The 21,449-nt window shown below is 67.1% G+C and carries 18 protein-coding genes and 1 pseudogene; 13 read left to right on the top strand and 6 right to left on the bottom strand.

The window, feature by feature from the left end:
• Nucleotides 1-172 precede the first annotated feature (172 nt).
• Both ACYDAT_RS06555 and ACYDAT_RS06550 read right to left on the bottom strand, forming a co-directional pair.
• Nucleotides 173-452 (bottom strand): annotated as a pseudogene (locus ACYDAT_RS06555) (hypothetical protein); the annotation flags it as partial.
• 457 nt (nucleotides 453-909) lie between these two features.
• On the bottom strand, nucleotides 910-4,140 hold the full coding sequence (locus ACYDAT_RS06550; RefSeq protein ID WP_461449115.1) for an Rne/Rng family ribonuclease: 3,231 nt from the start codon (nucleotides 4,138-4,140) through the stop codon (nucleotides 910-912).
• Between the two features lie 323 nt (nucleotides 4,141-4,463).
• Between ACYDAT_RS06550 and ACYDAT_RS06545 the strand changes: the two genes are divergently transcribed.
• On the top strand, nucleotides 4,464-5,414 hold the full coding sequence (locus ACYDAT_RS06545) for an RluA family pseudouridine synthase (protein ID WP_461439268.1): 951 nt from the start codon (nucleotides 4,464-4,466) through the stop codon (nucleotides 5,412-5,414).
• 462 nt (nucleotides 5,415-5,876) lie between these two features.
• On the opposite strand, the gene ACYDAT_RS06540 is transcribed toward ACYDAT_RS06545, so the two are convergent.
• A complete protein-coding gene (locus tag ACYDAT_RS06540; protein WP_461449113.1) occupies nucleotides 5,877-6,218 on the bottom strand; it encodes a 4a-hydroxytetrahydrobiopterin dehydratase in 342 nt (113 codons plus the stop codon).
• A 70-nt stretch (nucleotides 6,219-6,288) separates the two neighbouring features.
• Between ACYDAT_RS06540 and ACYDAT_RS06535 the strand changes: the two genes are divergently transcribed.
• A complete protein-coding gene (locus tag ACYDAT_RS06535; RefSeq protein WP_461439270.1) occupies nucleotides 6,289-6,900 on the top strand; it encodes an NfuA family Fe-S biogenesis protein in 612 nt (203 codons plus the stop codon).
• A 106-nt stretch (nucleotides 6,901-7,006) separates the two neighbouring features.
• Here the strand turns inward: ACYDAT_RS06535 and ACYDAT_RS06530 are convergent, their stop codons facing one another.
• Nucleotides 7,007-7,381 carry a c-type cytochrome gene (locus tag ACYDAT_RS06530; protein ID WP_461439271.1) on the bottom strand — a complete coding sequence of 125 codons (375 nt, stop codon included), beginning with the start codon at nucleotides 7,379-7,381 and terminating at the stop codon, nucleotides 7,007-7,009.
• A gap of 17 nt (nucleotides 7,382-7,398) precedes the next feature.
• Nucleotides 7,399-7,764, bottom strand: a complete 366-nt coding sequence (locus ACYDAT_RS06525) for a c-type cytochrome (RefSeq protein WP_461439272.1) — start codon at nucleotides 7,762-7,764, stop codon at nucleotides 7,399-7,401.
• A 223-nt stretch (nucleotides 7,765-7,987) separates the two neighbouring features.
• Between ACYDAT_RS06525 and ACYDAT_RS06520 the strand changes: the two genes are divergently transcribed.
• The 8 genes from ACYDAT_RS06520 (at nucleotide 7,988) to recO (ending at nucleotide 16,688) form a co-directional block, all read left to right on the top strand.
• Complete coding sequence (locus ACYDAT_RS06520) at nucleotides 7,988-9,262, top strand: nucleotide sugar dehydrogenase (RefSeq protein ID WP_461449111.1); 1,275 nt, start codon at nucleotides 7,988-7,990, stop codon at nucleotides 9,260-9,262.
• A 273-nt stretch (nucleotides 9,263-9,535) separates the two neighbouring features.
• Nucleotides 9,536-10,963 carry a DegQ family serine endoprotease gene (locus ACYDAT_RS06515; RefSeq protein WP_461449109.1) on the top strand — a complete coding sequence of 476 codons (1,428 nt, stop codon included), beginning with the start codon at nucleotides 9,536-9,538 and terminating at the stop codon, nucleotides 10,961-10,963.
• 195 nt (nucleotides 10,964-11,158) lie between these two features.
• The gene (lepA, locus tag ACYDAT_RS06510; protein ID WP_461439275.1) at nucleotides 11,159-12,952 is read left to right on the top strand and encodes a translation elongation factor 4; all 1,794 of its coding nucleotides are present in this window, start codon (nucleotides 11,159-11,161) and stop codon (nucleotides 12,950-12,952) included.
• 31 nt (nucleotides 12,953-12,983) lie between these two features.
• A complete protein-coding gene (lepB, locus tag ACYDAT_RS06505) occupies nucleotides 12,984-13,823 on the top strand; it encodes a signal peptidase I (protein WP_461439276.1) in 840 nt (279 codons plus the stop codon).
• A gap of 208 nt (nucleotides 13,824-14,031) precedes the next feature.
• A complete protein-coding gene (locus ACYDAT_RS06500; RefSeq protein WP_461441563.1) occupies nucleotides 14,032-14,394 on the top strand; it encodes a DUF4845 domain-containing protein in 363 nt (120 codons plus the stop codon).
• 4 nt (nucleotides 14,395-14,398) lie between these two features.
• A complete protein-coding gene (gene rnc / locus ACYDAT_RS06495; protein WP_461439278.1) occupies nucleotides 14,399-15,052 on the top strand; it encodes a ribonuclease III in 654 nt (217 codons plus the stop codon).
• Nucleotides 15,049-15,948, top strand: a complete 900-nt coding sequence (gene era / locus ACYDAT_RS06490; RefSeq protein WP_461449107.1) for a GTPase Era — start codon at nucleotides 15,049-15,051, stop codon at nucleotides 15,946-15,948. Before rnc ends, era begins: the two co-directional genes overlap by 4 nt.
• Before the next feature lie 8 nt (nucleotides 15,949-15,956).
• Entirely contained in the window at nucleotides 15,957-16,688 is a 732-nt protein-coding gene (recO, locus tag ACYDAT_RS06485; protein WP_461449105.1) for a DNA repair protein RecO, read from the top strand.
• On the opposite strand, the gene ACYDAT_RS06480 is transcribed toward recO, so the two are convergent.
• Complete coding sequence (locus ACYDAT_RS06480) at nucleotides 16,606-17,373, bottom strand: response regulator (RefSeq protein WP_461439281.1); 768 nt, start codon at nucleotides 17,371-17,373, stop codon at nucleotides 16,606-16,608. The two genes, recO and ACYDAT_RS06480, sit on opposite strands and share 83 nt — an antisense overlap.
• Before the next feature lie 36 nt (nucleotides 17,374-17,409).
• On the opposite strand from ACYDAT_RS06480, the gene ACYDAT_RS06475 reads away from it, so the two are divergent.
• The 3 genes from ACYDAT_RS06475 to rlmD all read left to right on the top strand — a co-directional run bounded on the left by ACYDAT_RS06475 (nucleotide 17,410) and on the right by rlmD (nucleotide 21,443).
• The gene (locus tag ACYDAT_RS06475; protein ID WP_461449103.1) at nucleotides 17,410-19,440 is read left to right on the top strand and encodes a translocation/assembly module TamB domain-containing protein; all 2,031 of its coding nucleotides are present in this window, start codon (nucleotides 17,410-17,412) and stop codon (nucleotides 19,438-19,440) included.
• Between the two features lie 10 nt (nucleotides 19,441-19,450).
• On the top strand, nucleotides 19,451-20,074 hold the full coding sequence (locus ACYDAT_RS06470) for a YdbL family probable chaperone protein (RefSeq protein ID WP_461439283.1): 624 nt from the start codon (nucleotides 19,451-19,453) through the stop codon (nucleotides 20,072-20,074).
• A gap of 67 nt (nucleotides 20,075-20,141) precedes the next feature.
• The gene (rlmD, locus tag ACYDAT_RS06465; protein WP_461449101.1) at nucleotides 20,142-21,443 is read left to right on the top strand and encodes a 23S rRNA (uracil(1939)-C(5))-methyltransferase RlmD; all 1,302 of its coding nucleotides are present in this window, start codon (nucleotides 20,142-20,144) and stop codon (nucleotides 21,441-21,443) included.
• Nucleotides 21,444-21,449 lie beyond the last annotated feature (6 nt).

The raw sequence follows: 21,449 nt of genomic DNA, 5'->3' as shown, positions 1-21,449 counted from the left end.
CACCGCCGCAGGTCGTGCGCAGAACCGTCGCATCGAGTTCAAGGTCGAGAACCCGGGGCAGATGGGGCAGTAATTCCGCGCCAGTCCGCACCACGAGAAAGCCCGGCGCAAGCCGGGCTTTTTCTGGGTGCGCGAATGCGCTTTGCGGACCTGATTCGCCTTGATCCTCAGCATGAAAATTGCTCGCCATGCGCAGGACTGGCTCAGGATGCGGCTCGCAGAACATCATCGCGCGCACCAGTCGCGGCAGCATCGCGCGCAGGTCAAATCGGCGGTTGAAACGGTAAGCTGCTTCCACCAGGTAGAGGCGCGCATCCCGAAAAGGGACTTCCTGCGGTCGTACTTGCTCTGCCGGATGGCGTGGTAGCTGCCGCTGAGGCGCGCTTGACGTTGCCCAGCAGCACATTGACCCAGCGCGTGCCAGTGACCTCGCAGGCGGCGCGACCGCCGCCCTGTCTCCAGTAACCGTCCCTTGGGGACTTCCGTTGGCCGTCTTGGTCGTGGTCAGCAGATGGACGGCCAACAGCCAAGTGCGCGGCGGCAGCTGGGTCGCCATCATCCCCGCGCAGGCGGGAAGCGCTTTACAACAGCGAAGCTGGTCGTCCAGTAGCCGGTCGTGCGCCGAAGCCACTGGATTTCCGCATTCGCGAATAATGACGAAGGATTGAGGAAGTGTCTGGGGTCGTTGGGCAATCAGGCATGTGGCACAGCCGAACGGGAAACCGATCGGTTGCGGTAAAGCCACTACCGGATGTCATCCCCGCGTAGGCGGGAAGCGCTTTACAACAGCGAAGCTGGTCATCCAGTAGTCGGCGGCGCCGAAGTCACAACCAGGTCGTCATCCCCACGCAAAAACCTGCCCCCACGAAGGCGGGGGCGGGGAATCTAGTCGCCGGCCGCGACGAAGCCTCAAGGCGTCTTGTCGCCGTTGCCCCGCGCGGCGTCCTGCAGCAGGCTGGACTGTGGCGGCGCGGCGGGTGTATCTGGCGTGGCAGCGGGCGTCGGCGCTGAGCTGGGCGCCGAGTTGGGCGCAGCGGCGGGCGCAGGTGTCGCGACGACGGGTGCGGGCTTGATGACCGACGCAGGTGCAAGGGCGGGTAACGGCACCGCCGTCACGATTGCGGGCGCCGTAGACGCTACGTGCGCAGGTATCGCGGCCGGCGTTGGCACGGATGCGGGTGCAGCCGGTGTCGCGACCGGCGCGAACGTTGGTGCGGTCGTTGGTGCTGCCACGGGCGCTGACGGGGCAGGGGCGGGTGCCGGTTTGGGCGCCGAAAACGTGGGCGCTGGCATTGCGGCGGGCGCGGCGCTCACGACCGGCGCTGCCGTCGCGTAGGCGGCGGCATCCAGCGGCACTGAGGGCGCAGGGCGCGGCGGCACGGGCGCCGACACGGATCGCGGCGCAGCTACGAATGGGCTGGGCGTGGCGGCAGGCGTCGGCGCGGTCGCCAACGGGCTCGATGCGGTGGTGGCAGCAGGGCGTAGATCCACGCTGCTTGCCGGCGCAGCCGCAGGTGCCGCAGCGGATGTTACGGCGCCGGGTGCCGCGACCGGCACGCCCACCTGCGGCGCTGCTGGCGCAGGCTGCGCGAATGGTGCGGACGATGGCGCAGACGATGCGGACAGCGGCACGGATGTCGGTGCGGTCGGTTCTGGCGCGCGTGCCGCGAGTCCTGTTTGGCGCGACTTGGCTTGCTCGCGCGCAGCAGGCTCGGCGTGATTCGGCTGCGCTTGCCCGACGGCGCTGTCAGCGTCCTCATCGTCGTAATCCGCGGCGTCGGTGTCGCTGTTGCCGGGTGTGCCGGAAGTGTTCAACGCCGAGGCCTCGGCGTTGCGACGACGACGGCCACCGCGGCGGCCGCGGCGCCGCGAACGCGGTGCTTCGTTGCCTTCGCTGGCGCCGGCCATTGCCGGTGTGGCGAGTGTGGTGCCGGCGCTTGCAATGCTGGCTGCAGTGACGTCGGTCGGGTTGTGGGGTGCGCTGGCGGGCACCAGAGCAGTCGCTGTGCTGCCTGTCGTATCGACCATGGTGCTCGGAATGGGTGTTTCCGGCGCGGCGGCCTGCGCGGCGGGCGTGCGCTCGCGGCTGGGGCGCTCATTCGCGGGACGCTCGCTGGCAACGCGCTCGGCTCCGGGTTTGGCGGGACGCTCGGCGGGTTTGCTCGCGGCGGTCTGCGTGCGTGCGGCGGGCGCGGGCCTGGCCTGAGTCGGACGCTGCTGCGCGGCCGCATTCTTGGCGGCGGGTGTGGCGTTGCGGCTGCGTCCGCCACCACGGGCTTCATCGCGGTGGCTGCGGTGCTCGCGAGTCTCGCGGGGGCCGCGCTCGCGCTCGCCAGCGCGCGCGCTGTTGCGTGGTTTCGCCGCCGTCGCTGCGGGCGCGGGCGGGATCGGGGTCTCGCCGCTGCGGAACCAGCCAAACAGGCGCTTGAGCAGGCCGCCCTCGGCGGATACCGGCATCGCCATCGGTGTGGTGGCAACGGGTTTGGGCGCGCCGGCTGCGGGGGCGGGGGCGGGGGCATCTTCTTCCTCGCGCAGCGGCGCCGGGCTGCTGGGGCGCACGCCGGATACCGCGGGCTGCTCGCCTTGCACATCGATCTGGCCGGCCTTGGGCAGCACGGTTTCGGCGCGGGCGGTCAGGCGCTCGTAACTGGGTTTGACGTGCTCGCCCATGTCGCTGTCGCGCAGGCGCGTGATTTCGAGGTGCGGGGTTTCCAGGTTTTCGTCGGCGACGACGACCACGTGCACCTTGTGGCGCATTTCGATCTCGACCACCGCCGCGCGTTTTTCGTTGAGCAGGTAATTGGCGACCGCTGGCGGCGCCTGCACCAGCACCTGGCCGGTGCTTTCCTTCATGGCGTGCTCCTCGACCAGGCGCAGCGTCGACAGCGACAGCGATTCCACGCCGCGAATGCGGCCGTGGCCCTCGCAACGCGGGCACACGATCTGGGTGGATTCGCCGAGGCTGGGACGCAGGCGCTGGCGCGACATTTCCAACAGGCCGAAGCGCGAGATACGCCCGATCTGCACGCGCGCGCGGTCGTGGCGCAGCGCATCCTTGAGCCGGTCCTCGACCTCGCGCTGGTGCTTGGGGCTGTCCATGTCGATGAAGTCGATGACGATCAGCCCGCCCATGTCGCGAATGCGCAGTTGGCGCGCGATCTCGGTGGCGGCCTCGAGGTTGGTGTTGAACGCGGTGTCCTCGATGTCGCTGCCCTTGGTGGCGCGCGCCGAATTGATGTCGATCGCGGTCAGTGCCTCGGTGGCATCGATCACGATCGAGCCGCCTGCGGGCAGGCGCACGTTGCGCTCGAAGGCGTTCTCGATCTGCGTCTCGATCTGGAAGCGCGAGAACAGCGGCGTGGTGTCCTGATACAGCTTGAGCTTGCGCAGGTTGTTGGGCATCACCTGTTGCACGAACTCGCGCGCATCGTTGAACATCTCCTCGCTGTCGATGAGGATTTCGCCGATGTCGTTGCGCAGGTAGTCGCGCAGCGCGCGGATGATCAGACGTGATTCCTGATAGATCAGGAACGGCGCGCTGCGGCTTTTGGCGGCCTCGTCGATGGCTTTCCACAGTTGCAGCAGATAGTCGAGATCCCACTGCAGTTCCTCGGCGTCACGGCCCATGCCCGCGGTGCGCACGATCAGGCCCATGTCCTCGGGCAGGGTGAGCAGCTCCATGGCTTCTTTCAGCGCCTGGCGATCCTCGCCCTCGATGCGTCGCGACACACCGCCGGCATTGGGGTTGTCCGGCATCAGCACCATGTAGCGACCGGCGAGGCTGATGAAGCTGGTCAATGCCGCGCCCTTGGTGCCGCGTTCTTCCTTCTCGACCTGGACGATGATCTCCTGGCCTTCCCTGAGCAGCTCGCGGATACCGGCCTTGCGCGCATCCACGCCGGGTTGGAAGTAGATCCTGTTGACTTCCTTCAGCGGCAGAAAGCCGTGGCGCTCGGCGCCATATTCGACGAAACAGGCTTCCAGCGAGGCCTCGACGCGGGTGATGCGTCCCTTGTAAATGTTGCCCTTGCGCTGCTCTTTGGAAGGGATTTCGATGTCAAGGTCGTACAAGTTCTGGCCATCGACGATGGCCACGCGCAACTCTTCGCGCTGAGTCGCGTTGATCAACATGCGTTTCATTGTGTTGTTCCTCGGTCGCCCGTGGGGCGCGCCGCGGTGGCGCCAGAGGCGGCCAACCGGGCTCGCACCGTCGGGGTGCAAAGCGCAGCGGGTTACGCTGCGCCGGTGGGTGGGTTACGACTGCACCATCGGCACCGCCCGGTGCCTTCTAGGGCACCGGCTGGACGCCGACCTGCATGAACAGGCTGGACGGAGTGCGGCCGCCTCGTACACGATGCACGGCCTGATCCGGCCGGCACTGCCGGCAGGTGCGGTCCTGCGGCTTTACCGCCAGGACCCGCAAAGAGCCCGTGCAGTGTAGGTGCCTGAAGGGACATTTTTCAATGATGACGCGAACTTCCGATGCGCCCGTTGGCGGCGTTCAGCACGTTCAGGTCGGTCCCGAGCGCGCTGGACAGCGCATCGACAACGCCCTCAGCACCATCCTGAAAGGCGTGCCGCGTAGCCTGATCTACCGGCTGTTGCGCACCGGACAGGTGCGTGTGAACGGCAAGCGCGCCAGACCCGACACGCGCCTGAACGCGGGTGACGAGCTGCGTTTGCCGCCGCTGCGCCAGTCGGCCCCCGCGGCCAGCGCGGCGCCCGACGCGGCGCTGATCGAGCGTCTGCGCGCTGCCGTGGTGCATCGCGACAAGCATTTCCTGGTGCTGGACAAGCCCTGCGGCATCGCCAGCCACGGCGGTAGCGGCATCAGTCATGGCGCCATCGAACTGCTGCGCGCGGCCTTTCCCGACGACAGCATCGAGCTGGCGCACCGTCTCGATCGCGATACCTCGGGCGTGCTGGTGCTGGCGCGCTCGCGCAGCGCGTTGCTGGGTGTGCAGGCGGCGATCCGCGAGGGCCGCGTCACCAAGCAGTACCTGTGCCTGATGACGGGGCGCCTGCAGCGCGCGCGTTTCGATGTGAACGTGCCGCTGCGCAAGTTCGATCTGGCCGGCGGCGAGCGCCTGGTGCGCGTGGCCGATGACGGCAAGCCGGCGCTGACGTTTTTTCGCGAGCTCGAGCGCTATGCCGACGCCAGTCTGGTCGAGGCCACCTTGGCCACCGGGCGCACGCACCAGATCCGCGTGCACGCTCAGCATGCCGGCCATGCGCTGGCCGGCGATGAAAAATACGGCGCGCGCGAGGTCAACAAGCTGTGGCGCGCGCGCGGTCTCAGGCGCCTGTTCCTGCACGCGGCGCGCTTCGAGTTCGAGATCGACGGGCAGGGCTGGAGTTTTTCCGCGCTGCTGCCCGATGAACTGCGGGCAGTGCTGCAGACTCAGAACCTGTGAATGAATCTGCTGCCGTCGCGAGGCTGATCCTGGGCGGCTCCGGCAAGGCGCGGGGTGCAGAAAATCGAGCGCGTAGCCGGGCCTACGCAAGCGATTTTCGGGATCCCCGCAACGCAGCCGGAGGCGTCCAGGAGCAGCCGCAGTAGGCGAGGGGATTCTTTCACAGATGTTCTTACCGCCCCAGCCCAGATAACGCCCGCCGACCGCCAGCAAGCGCAGCCATCCGCTGTCGCTGGTGATGCCGAGCACCGCCGCCGCGCCCAGCGTGTGCGCGACGATCACCGGCAGCAGCGCGCCGCGGCGCAGAAACCATCCCCCCTGCAGTAGCCCCGCGGCGAAGGTCAACAGCACCGCGAGCGCGCCGGCACAGTGCGGCATCCAGCCGCCGCGCCACCACTACCAACAGCCGGGACTGCTGCAGCGCGGCCAGCACCGGCACCCGCGGCCGTGCGCCATGGCTCATCAGCGTTGCAGCAGGCGCTCGACGCGTGCGGCGCAGATCATGTCATTCAGCGACAACCCGCCGCAGTCGTGCGTCGACCACAGCACCTGGCAATGGCCGTAACCGGCCCGCAAATCGGGGTGATGATCGGCGCAGTTGGCCATGAAGCCGACCGCGTTGATGAAGCCGAGAGTGCGGTGGAAATCGGCGAAGCGGAAATCCTTGCCGATGCTGAGGCCGTCCGCGCTGCGCTGCCAGTCGGGCAGTAGCGCCAGCAACTCGGCGAGGCGCGCGTCGTTCAGGCGCTGTTCGGCACCGCGACGTGGCACACAGGGCTGCGCGGCAAGTTCATCGAGGGTCATGGTGGTGTGTCCGGTTCATCGTCGAGGCGCGAGTATAGGCCGCTACAATGTGCCCACGAGGTACACCGACATGATCGATATTTCCGAGCGCGCGCAAAGCTACTTCCGCAAGCTGCTGGCCGAGCAAGGCAGCCCCGGCTGGGGCATCCGCTTGCGCGCCCGCGATGGCGGCACGCTGAAAGGTGACTGCGAGTTGAGTTTTTGCGAGCCCGGCGAGATCGTCGGCGACGAGTGGGTGCTGGAGTGCGAGGGGTTCAGCGTCTACATCGACAGCGCCAGCGTGCCGTGGCTCGATGGCGCCGCGCTCGACTACCTGCCGACCGGCACCGGTCACGCGCTCAGCGTGCGCGCGCCGCGCCTGCGCGGCGATGTGGATGGCGCGCAGTCCTCGCTGGCCGAGCGCGTGAATCGCGTCATCGTCGACATCATCAACCCGCAACTGGCGCAACACAGTGGTCGCGTCAGCCTGATGGAAGTGGGCAGCGATGGCAGCGTGGTGCTGGCTTTCGGCGGCGGCTGCCAGGGTTGCGGTCAGGTCGATCTGACGCTGCGCGAAGGCATCGAGCGCACCTTGCGCGAGCAGGTACCCGAGATCACCGCCGTGCGCGACGCCACCGAGCACGCCAAGGGCGAGAATCCGTACTACGCGGCGCACGCGCACGGCGAGTCGGCGCTGCGCTGAGCGGCGACCGTCAGGCTATTTCGGCCTGTTGTCTCGGCATGACAGGCTGCGGCTCGGCTCGGTCGAGGCGCGTGGAAATGGCCCCTCGATTCGTCATGCCGAATCGTTATAGCGAGGTGCCTTGGCGCTTGTGCGATCCGGAAACCTCACCACGCAGCGTCCACACCGCGGGTTTTTGCGCGGCGAAATAGGCCGCGATGTCCTCGCGGTCCTGCTCGGTCAGGGTCGAGGCGAAACCGACCATGATGGGGTTTTTGCGCTGGCCGTCCTGATACTCCTTCAACGCCTGCACGATGTACTGCGCGTACTGGCCGCCCAGGCGCGGGTATTGCGGATCGAGCGAGTTGCCGTTCTCGCCGTGACAGGCGAAGCAGACCACAGCCTTTTTCTTGCCCGCGGCGGCGCTGCCGCCAGCATGCGCGACCGGGATCATCAGCAGCAGCGCGGTCAGCACCGGGGCGAGGATGAGAGTGCGTGTCATCGAATAATCCCCCGGGCTCACTTGCGGATGCTGGAAAGGTAGGCCGCGATATTGCGGATGTCCTGCTCGGACAGGCTCTTGGCCTGGATGTTCATGGTCATGGTCGGTGGCGTGCGCTGGCCATCGCGGTATTCGTTGAGCGCCGCGACCAGATAGTCGTAGTGCTGCCCGGCGATCTTCGGCACCGGATAATTCGGGTAGGCGTTGCGATAGCCGGGAATGCCGTGGCAGCCGTGGCAGGTGAACACCATCAGGCGACCGGCGGCGGCATCGCCGGGATGCTTGGCAACGGGCGCGGTCGATGTCGGCGCGGGGGCGGGCGCGGCGATCGCCACACTGGCGATGCCGACCAGAAACGAGGCAAGCAGAAGCGATCGCAACATGAAAAGTCCTCGGCGAGGGGCAAGGCGCGGCGCGGCCGCAATCCGGACCCGCGCAAGGCCCGGAGTATAGCGACAGCCAGCGTTCACGAAACAAGCATGTGGGTGAAGGCCGCCTGCACAATCGCATGGTCTACGTGCGGCGCATGCAAGGCGCCGGCCGCGGCGCGCCTGCTAGCATCCACGCCGCAGCGGCATTGATGCCGACCCACGCGCGCGAGGCTCCATGTTTCCCACTCATCCCCGCATTGCCCTGATCGGTCTGGGCTACGTCGGTCTGCCGCTGGCGCTGGCTTTCGGCCGCGAGTTCGACACGCTGGGCTTCGATATTAATCCCACGCGCGTAGACGCACTGCGTGCCGGGCGCGATCACACCCTGGAGGCCAGCGCCGCCGAGTTGGGCGCCGCGCCGCATCTGCGCTACAGCAACACGAGCGCGGACCTGGACGGGCGCGAGGTGTTCATCGTCACCGTGCCCACGCCGGTGGACGAAGCGCAGCGCCCCGATTTGCGCCCGCTGGTCGCGGCCAGCGAAACCGTGGGCCGCGCGCTGCGCCCCGGCGCGGTGGTGATCTACGAATCCACGGTGTATCCCGGCACCACCGAGGAAGTCTGTGTCCCGACACTGGAGCGCGTCTCCGGTCTGGTATTCAACCGCGACTTCTTTTGCGGCTACAGCCCCGAACGCATCAATCCGGGCGATCGCCAACATCGCCTGGAAACCATCATCAAGGTGACCGCTGGCTCCACGCCCGAGGCCGCCGAGTTCGTCGATGCGCTGTACCGGCGCATCGTTCCGGCCGGCACGCACCGCGCCAGCTCGATCCGCGTGGCCGAGGCCGCCAAGGTCATCGAGAACACCCAGCGCGACGTCAACATCGCGCTGATCAACGAGCTGGCGATGATCTTCAACAAGATGGGCATCGACACCGCCGAGGTGCTGGCGGCGGCGGGCAGCAAGTGGAACTTCTTGCCGTTTCGTCCTGGCCTGGTGGGCGGGCATTGCATTGGCGTCGATCCGTATTACCTCACGCACAAGGCCACCGCGCTGGGTTACCACCCCGAGCTGACCCTGGCCGCACGCCGCATCAACGACAAGATGGGCATTTACGTCGCCAATCAGGTGCTGCGGCTGATGGCGCGTCACGGCATCGGTGCGGTCGGCGCGCGCGTGCTGGTGCTGGGTCTGACCTTCAAGGAGGACTGCCCGGACCTGCGCAACACCAAGGTCGTGGACCTGATCCGCGAATTGCGCGAGGCCGGCGCCGTGGTGGATGTGCACGATCCCTGGGCCGATGCCGCGCTGGCGCACGCGGAATACAGTCTGGATGTAGTGCCGCAGCCGCAAGCCGGCCGCTACGACGCCATCGTGCTGGCCGTGGCGCACCAGCGTTTTCGCGATCTGGGCGCGGCGGGCATCCGCGCACTCGGCCGCGGCGGCGCGGTGATTTACGACCTCAAGCGCGTATTGCCGGCGGGCGCGGCGGATGGGGCGTTGTAGATTGCGACCTCTTGAGGGTGCTCCCGCTGATGTTGCGGTGGCGCGCAGCGGATGGCGGAGATGGACGCTCGTGCGCTGACGCATGGTCTGGCCCGAGCCTGAAACACCCGGCAATGCTTGCGTGGCGCCATGACTTCCGGCCGAGGCGCCGGCGCGCGCCCGAAGCGAAGCTGAACGAGCGCCCGCGCGGCGCTGAACTCGGCTGGCCCCAGGTCATCGAAACCTGCACCGCGCTACGGTATCCATTCAACCCACTGCTCTGGAGACTGCTCGATGAAAAGGACGCTGCTCAAGCTCGCAGCCCTCGCCCTGCTCGTGGCGACGCCGCTGGTCAGCGTGGCCGCCACAGCCGGCCTGCCTGATTTCACCTCGATCGTGGAGAAATACGGCCCGACGGTAGTCAATGTCCGCGCCGACATCACCCAGCCCAGCCCGTTCAGTCGCGGCCCCGGCGGCCAGCAACAGGCGCAGGTACCGGATATTTTCCGTTTCTTCGGCTTTCCAGTGCCGCCACCGCAGCAGATGCAACCCGAGGAGGAAATCTCCATGGGTTCGGGCTTCATCATCTCGCCCGACGGCTACATCCTCACCAACGACCACGTGGTCGATGGCGCCAAGAAAATCAGCGTGACCTTGGCCGATCACCGCGAGTTCACCGCGAAGCTGGTGGGCGCCGATGCCACCTATGACATCGCGCTGTTGAAGATCAATGCGCAGAACCTGCCCACGGTCGCGATCGGCAACTCCAATGCGCTCAAGCCCGGGCAGTGGGTACTCGCGATCGGCTCGCCATTCGGTTTCGATCACACCGTGACCGCCGGCATCGTCAGTGCGGTGAGTCGCAGTTTCGGACCGGAGGATCAGCAGTTCACGCCCTTCATCCAGACCGATGTGCCCATCAATCGCGGCAACTCCGGTGGCCCGCTGTTCAACATGGACGGCCAGGTGATCGGCATCAACTCGCAGATTTTCTCCAACACCGGCGGCTACATGGGCGTGTCCTTCGCCATTCCCATCGATGTGGCGATGAACGCGGTACAGCAGCTCAAGACCAAGGGCTACGTCGAGCGCGGCATGATCGGCGTGACCATGCAACCCGTGACACGCAACACCGCCAAGGCTCTGGGCATGAGCCGCGTCGAAGGTGGGCTGGTGGCCAGTGTGGAGCCCGGCAGCCCGGCGGCCAAGGCCGGCATCAAGCCCGGCGATGTGATCGTGGCCTATGACGGCAAGACAATCAACTCGGTGAAGGATTTGCCGCCGATGGTTGGCATGACCCCGCCTGGAAGTATTGCCAGGGTCACGGTGGTGAGGTTCGGCAAGACGCTGAATCTGAATGTGAAGGTCGAGCAGGCACCGCGTGGCAAGAATGCGCTGGCGAAGATGGAGCAGGCGATCTCCGGCAACGGGCTCGGCCTGAGCGTGAAGGATCTCAGCGCCGGCCAGCGCCAGCAGTTGGGCCTGAAGGTGGGCGAGGGCGTGCAGATCAGCACGGCCAGCGGCCCCTCGCGCGATGCCGGTTTGCAGCCGGGTGATGTGATCCTGATGGTGGGCCAGGAGCGCGTTGGCAGCGTGACCCAGTTCGAGAGCGCCGTGCGAGCCTACAAGCCGGGTCAGGTCGCGATCCTGCTGGTGCGCCGCGGCCAAGTGAGCCAATTCGTGGCCGTGCCGGTGCCGAGGCCCGGTGCCGGCAAGCAATGACGCGCGGAGTATGGCTGCAGCGCAGCCGCAGGATTCATCCTGCGGCTGCGCTTGCCGCCCCGGCCGCGCCGGCCTTCTGCCATAATCGCCACGCGCTGCCTGCGGGTGGCGTCAATATTCCTCGGAACAGCGCCGCCCGTGGGCGGCGCGCGGCTGTGTGCGGTGCGCCCAGGCCGTCCACGCACCGTGCAGGCCATGGATCACATCCGCAACTTCTCCATCATCGCCCACATCGACCACGGCAAGTCCACGCTCGCCGACCGCATCATCCAGCTCTGCGGCGGTCTCGAGGCGCGCGAGATGGAGGCGCAGGTGCTCGACTCCAATCCGATCGAGCGCGAACGCGGCATCACCATCAAGGCGCAGTCGGTGTCGTTGCCGTACACGGCGCGCGACGGCCGCACCTACATGCTCAATTTCATCGACACCCCCGGCCATGTCGACTTCAGCTACGAGGTCAGCCGCTCACTGGCCGCCTGCGAGGGCGCGCTGCTGGTGGTCGACGCCGCGCAGGGCGTGGAGGCGCAGTCGGTGGCCAACTGCTACACCGCGGTCGAGCAGGGCCTGACCGTGGTGCCGGTGCTCAACAAGATCGACCTGCCCACCGCCGACATCGAGCGCGTCAAGGCCGAGATCGAGGCGGTGATCGGCATCGACGCCGAGGACGCCATCGCGATCAGCGCCAAGACCGGGCTCAACGTCATCGAGGTGCTGGAGGCCATCGTCGCGCGTATCCCGCCGCCGCGCCCGCGCGACACCGATCGGCTGCAGGCGCTGATCATCGACTCGTGGTTCGACAACTACATGGGCGTGGTCTCGCTGGTGCGCGTGATGCAGGGCGAGATCAAGCCGCGCGACAAGATTCTGGTGATGTCCACCGGGCGCGCGCACGAAGTCGAATCGGTCGGCGTGTTCACGCCCAAGCGCAAGCCGCAGGCGCGGCTGGGTCCGGGCGAGGTGGGCTGGGTCACGGCCAGCATCAAGGACGTGCACGGCGCGCCGGTAGGCGACACGCTGACCTTGGCGTCGAGCCCGGCGGCGCAGGCGTTGCCCGGTTTCCAGCAGATGCAACCGCGCGTGTTCGCCGGGCTGTTTCCGAGCGAGGCCGACGATTACAACGCGCTGCGCGAGGCGCTGGACAAGCTCAAGCTCAATGATGCCGCGATGTTTTTCGAGCCGGAATCCTCCGAGGCCATGGGCTTCGGCTTTCGCTGCGGATTCCTCGGCCTGCTGCACATGGAGATCGTGCAGGAGCGCTTGGAGCGCGAGTACGACCTGGACTTGATCAGCACCGCGCCCACGGTGGTCTACGAGGTGGCGCTGAAGGACGGCAGCGTGATGCGTCTGGACAATCCGGCCAAGCTGCCGGCGCTGACGCAGATCGAGGAGATCCGCGAGCCGATCATTCTCGCCACCATCCTCACGCCGCCCGATTACGTCGGCAACGTGATCACGCTGTGCGAGGAAAAACGCGGCGTGCAGCGCTCCATCCAGTATCTCGCCACGCAAGTGCAGATCAGTTATGAGCTGCCACTGGCCGAGGCGGTACTGGATTTCTTCGATCGGCTGAAATCGGTGTCGCGCGGCTATGCCTCGATGGACTACCACTTCGAGCGTTTCCAGCCCGGCCCTTTCGCGCGTGTCGACGTGCTGATCAATGGCGATCGCGTGGACGCGCTGAGCATGATCTCGCACCGCACCCACGCCGATCGGCGTGGTCGGGAACTCGTCGAGCGCATGAAGGATCTGATTCCCCGTCAGATGTTCGATGTCGCCATCCAGGCGGCGATCGGCGCGCAGGTGATCGCGCGCGCCACGGTCAAGGCGATGCGCAAGAACGTGCTGGCCAAGTGCTACGGTGGCGACATCTCGCGCAAGAAAAAACTGCTGGAGAAGCAGAAGGAAGGCAAGAAGCGCATGAAGCAGGTGGGCCGCGTGGAAATCCCGCAGGAAGCGTTTCTGGCGGTATTGAAGGTCGACAACAAATAGGCGGCTCACCGAGCCATTTCAAGGATATGCGATGCAATACTTCTCGCTGATTCTATTGCTGCTGACCGTGTTGAGCGGCCTAGTCTGGCTGTTCGATGTGGCGTTTTTGCGCAAGCGCCGCAAGGCACGCGCCGGCGTCGAGGGCCTGCCCGCGCGCGAGCCGTGGACGGTGGATTACTCGCGCTCGCTGTTTCCGGTGCTGGCGGCGGTGCTGCTGTTCCGCTCGTTCATCGCCGAGCCGTTTCGCATTCCGTCCGGATCGATGATGCCGACGCTGCGCGTGGGCGATTTCATCCTGGTCAACAAGTTCGCTTATGGCCTGCGCCTGCCGGTGTTCCACAGCAAAATACTGTCCACCGGCGAGCCGCAGCGCGGCGATGTGGTGGTGTTTCGCTACCCGCTGAATCCCAGCGAGGACTACATCAAGCGCGTGATCGGGCTGCCCGGTGACACCATCCAGATTCGTGGCGAACGGATTTACATCAACGGCAAGCTGGTGCCGACGCAGTTGGTCGGCCCCTACCAGGGCGGTTATGGTCGCGAGAGCCGGTTGCTGGAAGCCAATGGCGCCATGGTGTATCGCGAGGAACTGGGCGCGCATACCAACGATATCGCGGAAATGCCACAGGTTTACGAGAGCGGTACCTATCAAACGCCGACCTGCCATTTCGCGAACACCCATGAGGGCACCTGCAAGGTGCCCCCCCACAGCTACTTCGTCATGGGTGACAATCGCGACAACAGCGCCGACAGCCGCTTCTGGGGTTTCGTGCCACAGCGCAATCTGGTCGGCAAGGCGTTCATGATCTGGTTCAGTTGGCGCGGGCCGCACGGCGTCGATTTCAAGCGCATCGGCACGATGATTCATTAGCGGGGTGTTGAGAAACACCCTGCTAGCGCGGGACAGGAGAATGTCCCGCTCGCGCACCAAGCGCGCGTTGCGCGCTTGGTGCGGCGGGAGCGAGTACGGACCTGCACCGGACTCGCGATTTGAGAAAGTGCCCGGAAGGCACTTTCTCAACAATCTGCTAGGCGCCAATCGGCGCACGGGAGGGGCAATGAAAACACAGCATCGAGGCATGACCCTGATCGGGTTCGTGTTCATCCTGATCATCGCCGGGTTCTTCGCCTTCATGGCGATGAAACTGGTGCCGGCCTACGCCGAGTACATGGGCGTGGTCAAGACCGTCAAGGAAACCGCGGCCAAGCCGGGCGAGATGAGCAAGCCGCTGGCGCAGATCCGCGATGACATGTCGTTCACCGGCAGCTTCCAGTACGTGGACAACAGCACCTTGAGCGACGCCAAGCTGAGCATTGTCACCGGCGGCAGCACACCCATGCTGACCATGAGCTACAACAAGATCATTCCGTTTTTGTACAACATCAGCTTTTTGCTGCATTTCAAGACCTCGGCGCCGATGAACACGCAAGGGGCTGGCTGAGCCCGTGCATCTGGCGCATGAATTTCGCGATCCGGCGCTGGCCGAGCTGGCGCTGACGCATCGCAGTGCGGGGCGGCCCAACAACGAGCGCCTGGAGTTTCTCGGCGATGCACTGCTCAATGCCTTCGTCGCCGAGTTGCTGTTCGAGCACCTCGCGCGTGCGGACGAAGGCGAGCTCACGCGCCAGCGCGCCGTGCTGGTCAATGGCCAGGCACTGGCGCAATTGGCGCGCGAGCTGGACATCGGCCCGCGCCTGCATCTGGGTCCGGGTGAGATGAAAAGTGGCGGCCAGCGCCGCGATTCGATCCTGGCCGATGCCTTCGAGGCGCTGCTCGCGGCGGTATATCTGGATGCCGGTCTGGACACCTGTCGTGCTTTGGTGCGCACGCTGTTCGAAACGCGCGTCGCCATGCTGGAAAAATCCGCCAAGGACGCCAAGACGCGATTGCAGGAATGGCTGCAGCAGCGCGCGCTGGGCTTGCCGCAGTACGAACTGGTGCACAGCAGCGGCAGCGATCACGCGCCGCATTTCGAGGTCGATTGCGTGCTGCCGCTGCCCGAGCCGCGGCACTTCAACGGTGCCGGCAGCAGTCGCCGCGCCGCCGAGCAGGAGGCCGCCGCGCACGCGCTCGCCGCCGTGCTGGAGCGCCGCGCATGAGCGCGAATGCCAGCCGCTGCGGGCGCGTGGCTCTGGTGGGGCGGCCGAATGTCGGCAAATCGACGCTGCTCAACGCCCTGCTGGGCACGCATCTGAGCATTGTCAGCCCCAAACCGCAGACCACGCGCCATCGCATCCTCGGTGTGTGCACGCTGGATGCGGGACAGATCGCATTCGTCGACACGCCGGGCCTGCATCGCGGCGCGCGGCGCGCGCTCAATCGCAGCCTCAACCGCGCCGTGCATGCGGCGATCATCGAGGTCGATCTGATCGCGCACGTCATCGAGGCCGGGCGCTGGACCGACGAGGATGCCGCCGTGTACGCGGCGATCACCGGCGAGCGCTTGCCGCGCGTGCTGGTGATCAACAAGATCGATCGACAGCGCGACAAGTCAAAACTGCTGCCGTTCGTGGCCAAGCTGACGCAGGATCATCACTATGACGCGGTGCTGTATGCCTCGGCGCTGCGTGGGCAGGGGCTGGACGTACTGCGCGAGCAGTTGCTGCAGCGCCTGCCCGAGGGTGCGCCGACGTTCGATGCCGGGGACATCACCGATCGCAGCGAGCGCTTCCTGGCCGCGGAGATGGTGCGCGAGCAACTGATGCTGCGCCTGGGCGATGAATTGCCTTACTCCACCACGGTCGAGATCGAACGGTTCAGCGAGCGCGAGGATGGCCTGGCCGAGGTGCATGCGGTAATCTGGGTCGAGCGCGCAGGCCAGCGGCCGATCGTCATCGGTGACGGCGGCGCCATGCTCAAGCTAGTCGGCAGCGGCGCGCGCCGCGCCATGGAGCGATTGTTCGACCGCCGCGTGTTTCTGCAAACCTGGGTCAAGGTGCGCGCCGGCTGGAGCGACAACGAGGCCGAGTTGAAACGTCTCGGCTATACCGACTAGGCGCCGGCATGCCCGCGCCGGTCGTCAGCCTCGAATCGGGCTATGTGCTGCACGCGCGACCGTGGCGCGAAACCTCGCTGCTGCTCGAATGCCTCACCCCCGAACACGGCCGCATCGGCCTGATCGCGCGCGGTGTGCGCGGCGCGCGCACGCAAACCGCGCGTGCCGATCTGCAGCCGCTGCGCCGGCTGCGCCTGAGCTACAGCCAGCAGGGCGAGATGGGGCGTCTGCATGCGGCCGAGCTGGTGGCGATTCACGCACTCAGCGGCGAGACCTTGCTGGCGGCGTTGTACGTCAACGAATTGCTGGTGCGCCTGTTGGCGCGCGAGGACGCGCACGCGCGCCTGTTCGCGCAATACCAGACGCTGCTGGAGCAGCTCGTCGACGCGCGCGCCAGCGCCTGGCTGCTGCGCCGTTTCGAGCGCGATCTGCTTGGCGCCATGGGTTACGCGCCGTTGCTCGAATGCGAAGCCGAAAGTGGTGTGCCGGTGCAGGCCGGGTTGCGCTACACCTACGTGCCCGAACGCGGCCCGCTGCGCTGGCAGCCGCAATTTGGCGGGCGTGGCGTGAGCGGTGCGGCGTTGCTGGCGCTGGCGCAGGACCAGCCACCCGCGACGCAAGACTTGCCGGACCTGCGCCGCCTGTTGCGTGAGCTGATCAGCGTGCATCTGGGCGGTCGGGCACTGGCCTCGTGGTCGCTGGCGGGGCTGGCACGATCGCACCCGCCCGCAGCAGGCTGAGCCGCGTCGCGCCGAGCAGCGCGCGCAGGCGTGCCAGCGTGGCCTCACGCGCGCAGGCCTGGTGCAGTTCGTCGTGCAGCGCGGCCGCGGCGTCCTGCAATTGCCCCGCGCCGCAAAATCCGCAGCCGGCGCGCAATTGGTGCAGGCGCGCGCACAGCGCCTGTCGATCGCGCGCCAGCAGTTGCTCGAACTGCGCCGAGAACTGCGCCAACTCCAGCACCAGCAGGCCGCGTAGAGCCGCCAGCGTGGCCGCGCTGCCGGTGGCGGCATGGCCGCGCGCCTCGTCGAGTTGCACGCCCGCGGCATAGGTGTTCAGCGTTGCCGCGAGCAGGGTCAGACTCAGCGGCTTGGGCAGTGCATCGCTGAAACCCTGCGCCAGCAGTTGCGCATGCTGCGCCGCTTCGAGTCCGGCGCAGGTGGCGATGGCGACGGTTTCGCGGCTGGCTGACGCGACATCGGCACGCAACCGGGCCAGCAATTCGGCGCCATTGCAGCGCGGCAGGTGCAGATCGAGCAGCAGCAGATCGAAGCGCGTGTTGCGCGCGGCATGCAGCGCATCCGCGCCATCGGCGTGGTGTTGCACGATGCAGCCGAGCGCGGTCATGGCATCGGCGAGATACAACGCCGAAACCGCATCGTCCTCCGCCAGCAAGACCTGCAAGTCCCGCGTTAGCGCGGTATTCATATCCATTCCCCGGCTGCACTGGCAGAATCGCCGGCAATGAGAGTGATTGCAAGCATCCCGCGCCTGTGTGGCCTGTTGCTGGTGCTGGCCGCGCTTCCGGTGCACGCCGCGATCACGTTGCACGCGCGCGTGCTCGATGCGCCCGGCATCGCGGCGCGCGACGTGCGCGTGGTGCTGGCGCCCGAGATGGCGCAGCCGGGCGTGTTCGCGCTGCGCCTGTCGGCCGCCGCCGTGGCCGTGCCCGCGCTCGGCTGGAAGCAGGTTGGCCTGGGCGTGGCCGGCACGCTGCAGCGCCAGAGCGACGGCCGCTGGCGCATGCAGGCGCCGCTACAGTTGCGCGGCGCGCCGGGGCGCGCACTGCGCGACGCCCAAATCGAGGTCACGCTGGATCCGCTCAGCGATACCGCCGTGATCGTCATCAGTCAGGGCGCCACGCGCATCGATGCGGCGCTGCCGATGGATGCGCCGCTGCACGTGCAATTGCAGTTGACCGCGCTGCCGTTGAGCTGGCTGGGCGGCGCGCTGGCCGCGGCCTCGCCCGGCGCCAGTATCCGCAACGGCAGCGCCAACGGCAGCGTGGCGCTGGATGCCGATGGCGGTAGCGTGCGCGTGTCCGGGCGTCTGGGTGTGGAAGGACTGGCCGCGTTCGCGCAGGGCGGCAGCGTGGCGGCGCAGGGTTTTGGTCTGCGCGGCGACTTCAACCTGCAGCACGATGCGCAGGTCACGCGGCTTGATTTTGACGGCGCGCTGCGCGGTGGTGAGCTGCTGGCGGGAAGTTTCTATGCGCAGTTGCCAGCGCGCGATGCGCCGCTGGACGTGAATCTGAGCCGCGATGCCGCGGGCGCGCTGCGCATTTCGCGCCTCGATTATCAGGACGGCACGGCCGTGGCGCTGAACGCCAGCATGGCGCTGAGCGCCAAGGGCGCGCTCGACAGTCTGGTGGTCAACCACGCCAACATCGATCTGGCACGCGCGATTCCGCGCTATGCCAGCACATGGCTGCAAAGCCACGGTCTGCCCGGCTTGCAGGGCATGGGCCAGGCGCACGTGGCGCTGGATTGGCGGCGCGGCGCGCTCAATGCGCTGCAGGTGCGATTGCAAAATGTCGACATGGCCGATACCAGCGGGCGCTTCGCCATCGCCGGATTGAACGGTGCGCTGGACTGGCGCAGCGGCGCCACGCTGGCGCCGACCACGCTGGGTTGGCGCGCGGCCAGTATCTATCACCTGCCGCTGGGCACGGCGCAACTGCATCTGCGCGACGACAAGGGCTTGCTCGCCTTGACCGCGCCAGCGCAGATTCCGCTGCTGGGAGGAAGCATGCTGGCGCAGCACTTCAGCTTTGATCCGACCGGCACCCAGCGCACGCGCTGGAGTACCGGATTGGCATTCGTCGGCGTGTCTCTGGGCGAATTGTCCGGCGCGCTGGGCTGGCCGGCGTTTCGCGGCACGCTGGGCGGCGCGATTCCCGATTTGCGTTGGCAGAATGGCCGTGCCGTGCTGCAGGGCGGACTCAGCATGCAGGTGTTCGGCGGCTACGTCGAAGTGACACGGATGAGCTTGGCGCATTTGTTCGGTGTGGCGCCGGAATTGGGCGCCGACCTGAGCTTGCGCGACATCGAGCTGGCGCCGCTGACCAGCGTGTTCAACTTCGGCGAAATCACCGGCAAGCTCGGTGGCAACGTGCGGGGGCTGCGCCTGGTTTCGTGGCATCCGGTGGCGTTCCAGGCCGAGCTGCATACCACGGGCGGTGGGCGTATCAGCCAGCGCGCGGTGAAAAACCTTACCTCGGTCGGTGGCGGCGGCCTGGCTGGCGGCATCGAGGGCGCGGTGCTGCGTCTGTTCAGGACATTCCCGTATAAGCGCATTGGCTTGTCGTGCACGCTGGCCAACGATATCTGCACCATGGGCGGCATCAAGCCTGCGGAGGGCGGTGGCTACAGCATTGTCGAAGGCGATGGCCTGCCATACATCCACATCATCGGTCATCAGACACGGGTAGACTGGCCCACGCTGCTGTCGCGTCTGCAAGCTGCCACCACCGGGAAGGGCCCGGTCATTCGCTGAAGGAATCGCCATGCTCAAGCCGCTGACCCTGCTCGCCGCCTGCCTGACCCTGCTCGCCGGTTGCGTGACCATCAACGTGTATTTTCCTGCCGCCGCGGCCGAGAAGGCCGCGCAGCAGATCGTCGGCAATGTGCTGGGTTCCGCGACCAGTTCGGCGCCCGCCAGCAGCAACCCGGCACCAGCCAGCAGCGCGCCGAGCAGCGCCAGCTCGAGCGGCGGTGGCGGTGGCCTCGGCGTCGCGGTGCTGGATTTCATCATCCCGCCGGCCGCCGCGGCCGCGCCCAACATGGATGTTTCGACACCCGAGATCCAGGCCATCGAAGCGCGCATGAAGGCCAATTTCGAGCAAAATCTCGAACCCTTGCTGAAAGCTGGGGTGATCGGATTCACCGCTGATGGCAACGTCGCCGTGCGCGATCTCAACGCGGCCTCGCTGCCGCAGCGCGCCGGGGTCAGTCAGGCCGTGGCCAGCGCCAACCGCGAGCGCGCCGACCTGTATGCCGCCATCGCGAGCGCCAACGGCCATCCCGAGTGGGAGCCCAAGATCCGCGCCGTGTTCGCGCAAACCTGGATCCAAAAAGCGCGTCCCGGCTGGTATTATCGCGACAGTTCCGGCGCGTGGCAGCGCAAGTAGTTCGCCGCACGCGCTGCTTGTGGCCACATGGCCCGGGCGCAGCGCCCGGGCCGTTTGTTTTCTGCGCATGAGCGACCTTGAAACCGACATCCTCGACCTCAGCCATGACGGCCGCGGTGTGGCGCGCGCCGATGGCAAGGTGATCTTCGTCAGCGGCGCGCTGCCTGGCGAACGTGTGCGTCTGGGGCGGCGTCGCAGCCACCGGCATTTCGACGAGGCCGAACTGCTCGAAGTGCTCACGCCCTCGCCGCAGCGCGCCGTGCCGCCATGCCCGCACTTCGGGCGCTGCAGCGGCTGCGTGCTGCAGCACTTGCAGCCGCAGGCGCAACTGGCCGCCAAGCAGCGCGTGCTGGCGGAAAACCTCGAGCGCATCGGCAAGGTCGCGCCGCAGCGCTGGCTGGCGCCGCTGGCCGATGCGCCGTGGGCGTATCGGCGCAAGGGTCGGCTGTCGGTGCGCTGGGTGGAGAAGAAAGGCCGCGTGCTGGTGGGCTTTCGCGAGGACAACCCGCGTTTCGTGGCCGATTTGCGTGGCTGCGAGGTGCTGGCGCCGCCGTTCGGTGCGTTGATCGCGCCGTTGGCCGCGATGCTGGATACGCTGGACGCGCGCCGCGATATTCCACAGATCGAATTCGCGCGCGGCGATGATGCGGCATTGCTGCTGCTGCGCCACATGCGTCCGCTGGGCGACGCCGATCGCGCGCGGCTCGCGGACTTCGCGCAGCAGCACGCGATCACGCTGTGGCTGCAGCCGGGCGGACCCGACAGCGCGCACCCGCTGCGCGCCGAGGATGCGCGCGCGCTGGCCTACCGCATCGACGACGATGCCATCGAAATCACATTCCAGCCACTGGATTTCATCCAGGTCAACGCCGGCGTGAACCGGCGCATGCTGGCGCTGGCGCTGGATCTGCTTGCGCCGCAGGCACACGAGCGCGTGCTCGATCTGTTCGCCGGGTTGGGCAATTTCACCCTGCCCATCGCGCGCCGCGCCGTCGCGGTGACAGGCGTGGAAGGCGAGGCCGGGCTGGTGGCGCGCGCCACCGACAACGCGGCGCAAAACGGACTGGGCAATGTGAGTTTTCACACCGCCAACCTGTTCGCCGATCAGCGTCAGGCGCCGTGGGCGCGTGAAGCCTGGGACAAGATTCTGCTCGACCCGCCGCGCGCCGGCGCCGCCGAGCTGCTGGACTATCTGCCGGGCAAGACGGTGCGGCGCGTGGTGTACGTGTCGTGCCATCCCGGCTCGCTGGCGCGCGATGCCGGCACGCTGGTGCAGCGCCACGGATTCCGGCTGGCCGCGGCCGGGGCGATGGACATGTTTCCGCATACCGCGCACGTTGAATCCATCGCGCTGTTCGAGCGCGACTGAGAGGCC

Source organism: Metallibacterium sp. (assembly GCF_054637675.1).
This window is presented reverse-complemented; position numbering and strand designations above follow the sequence as displayed.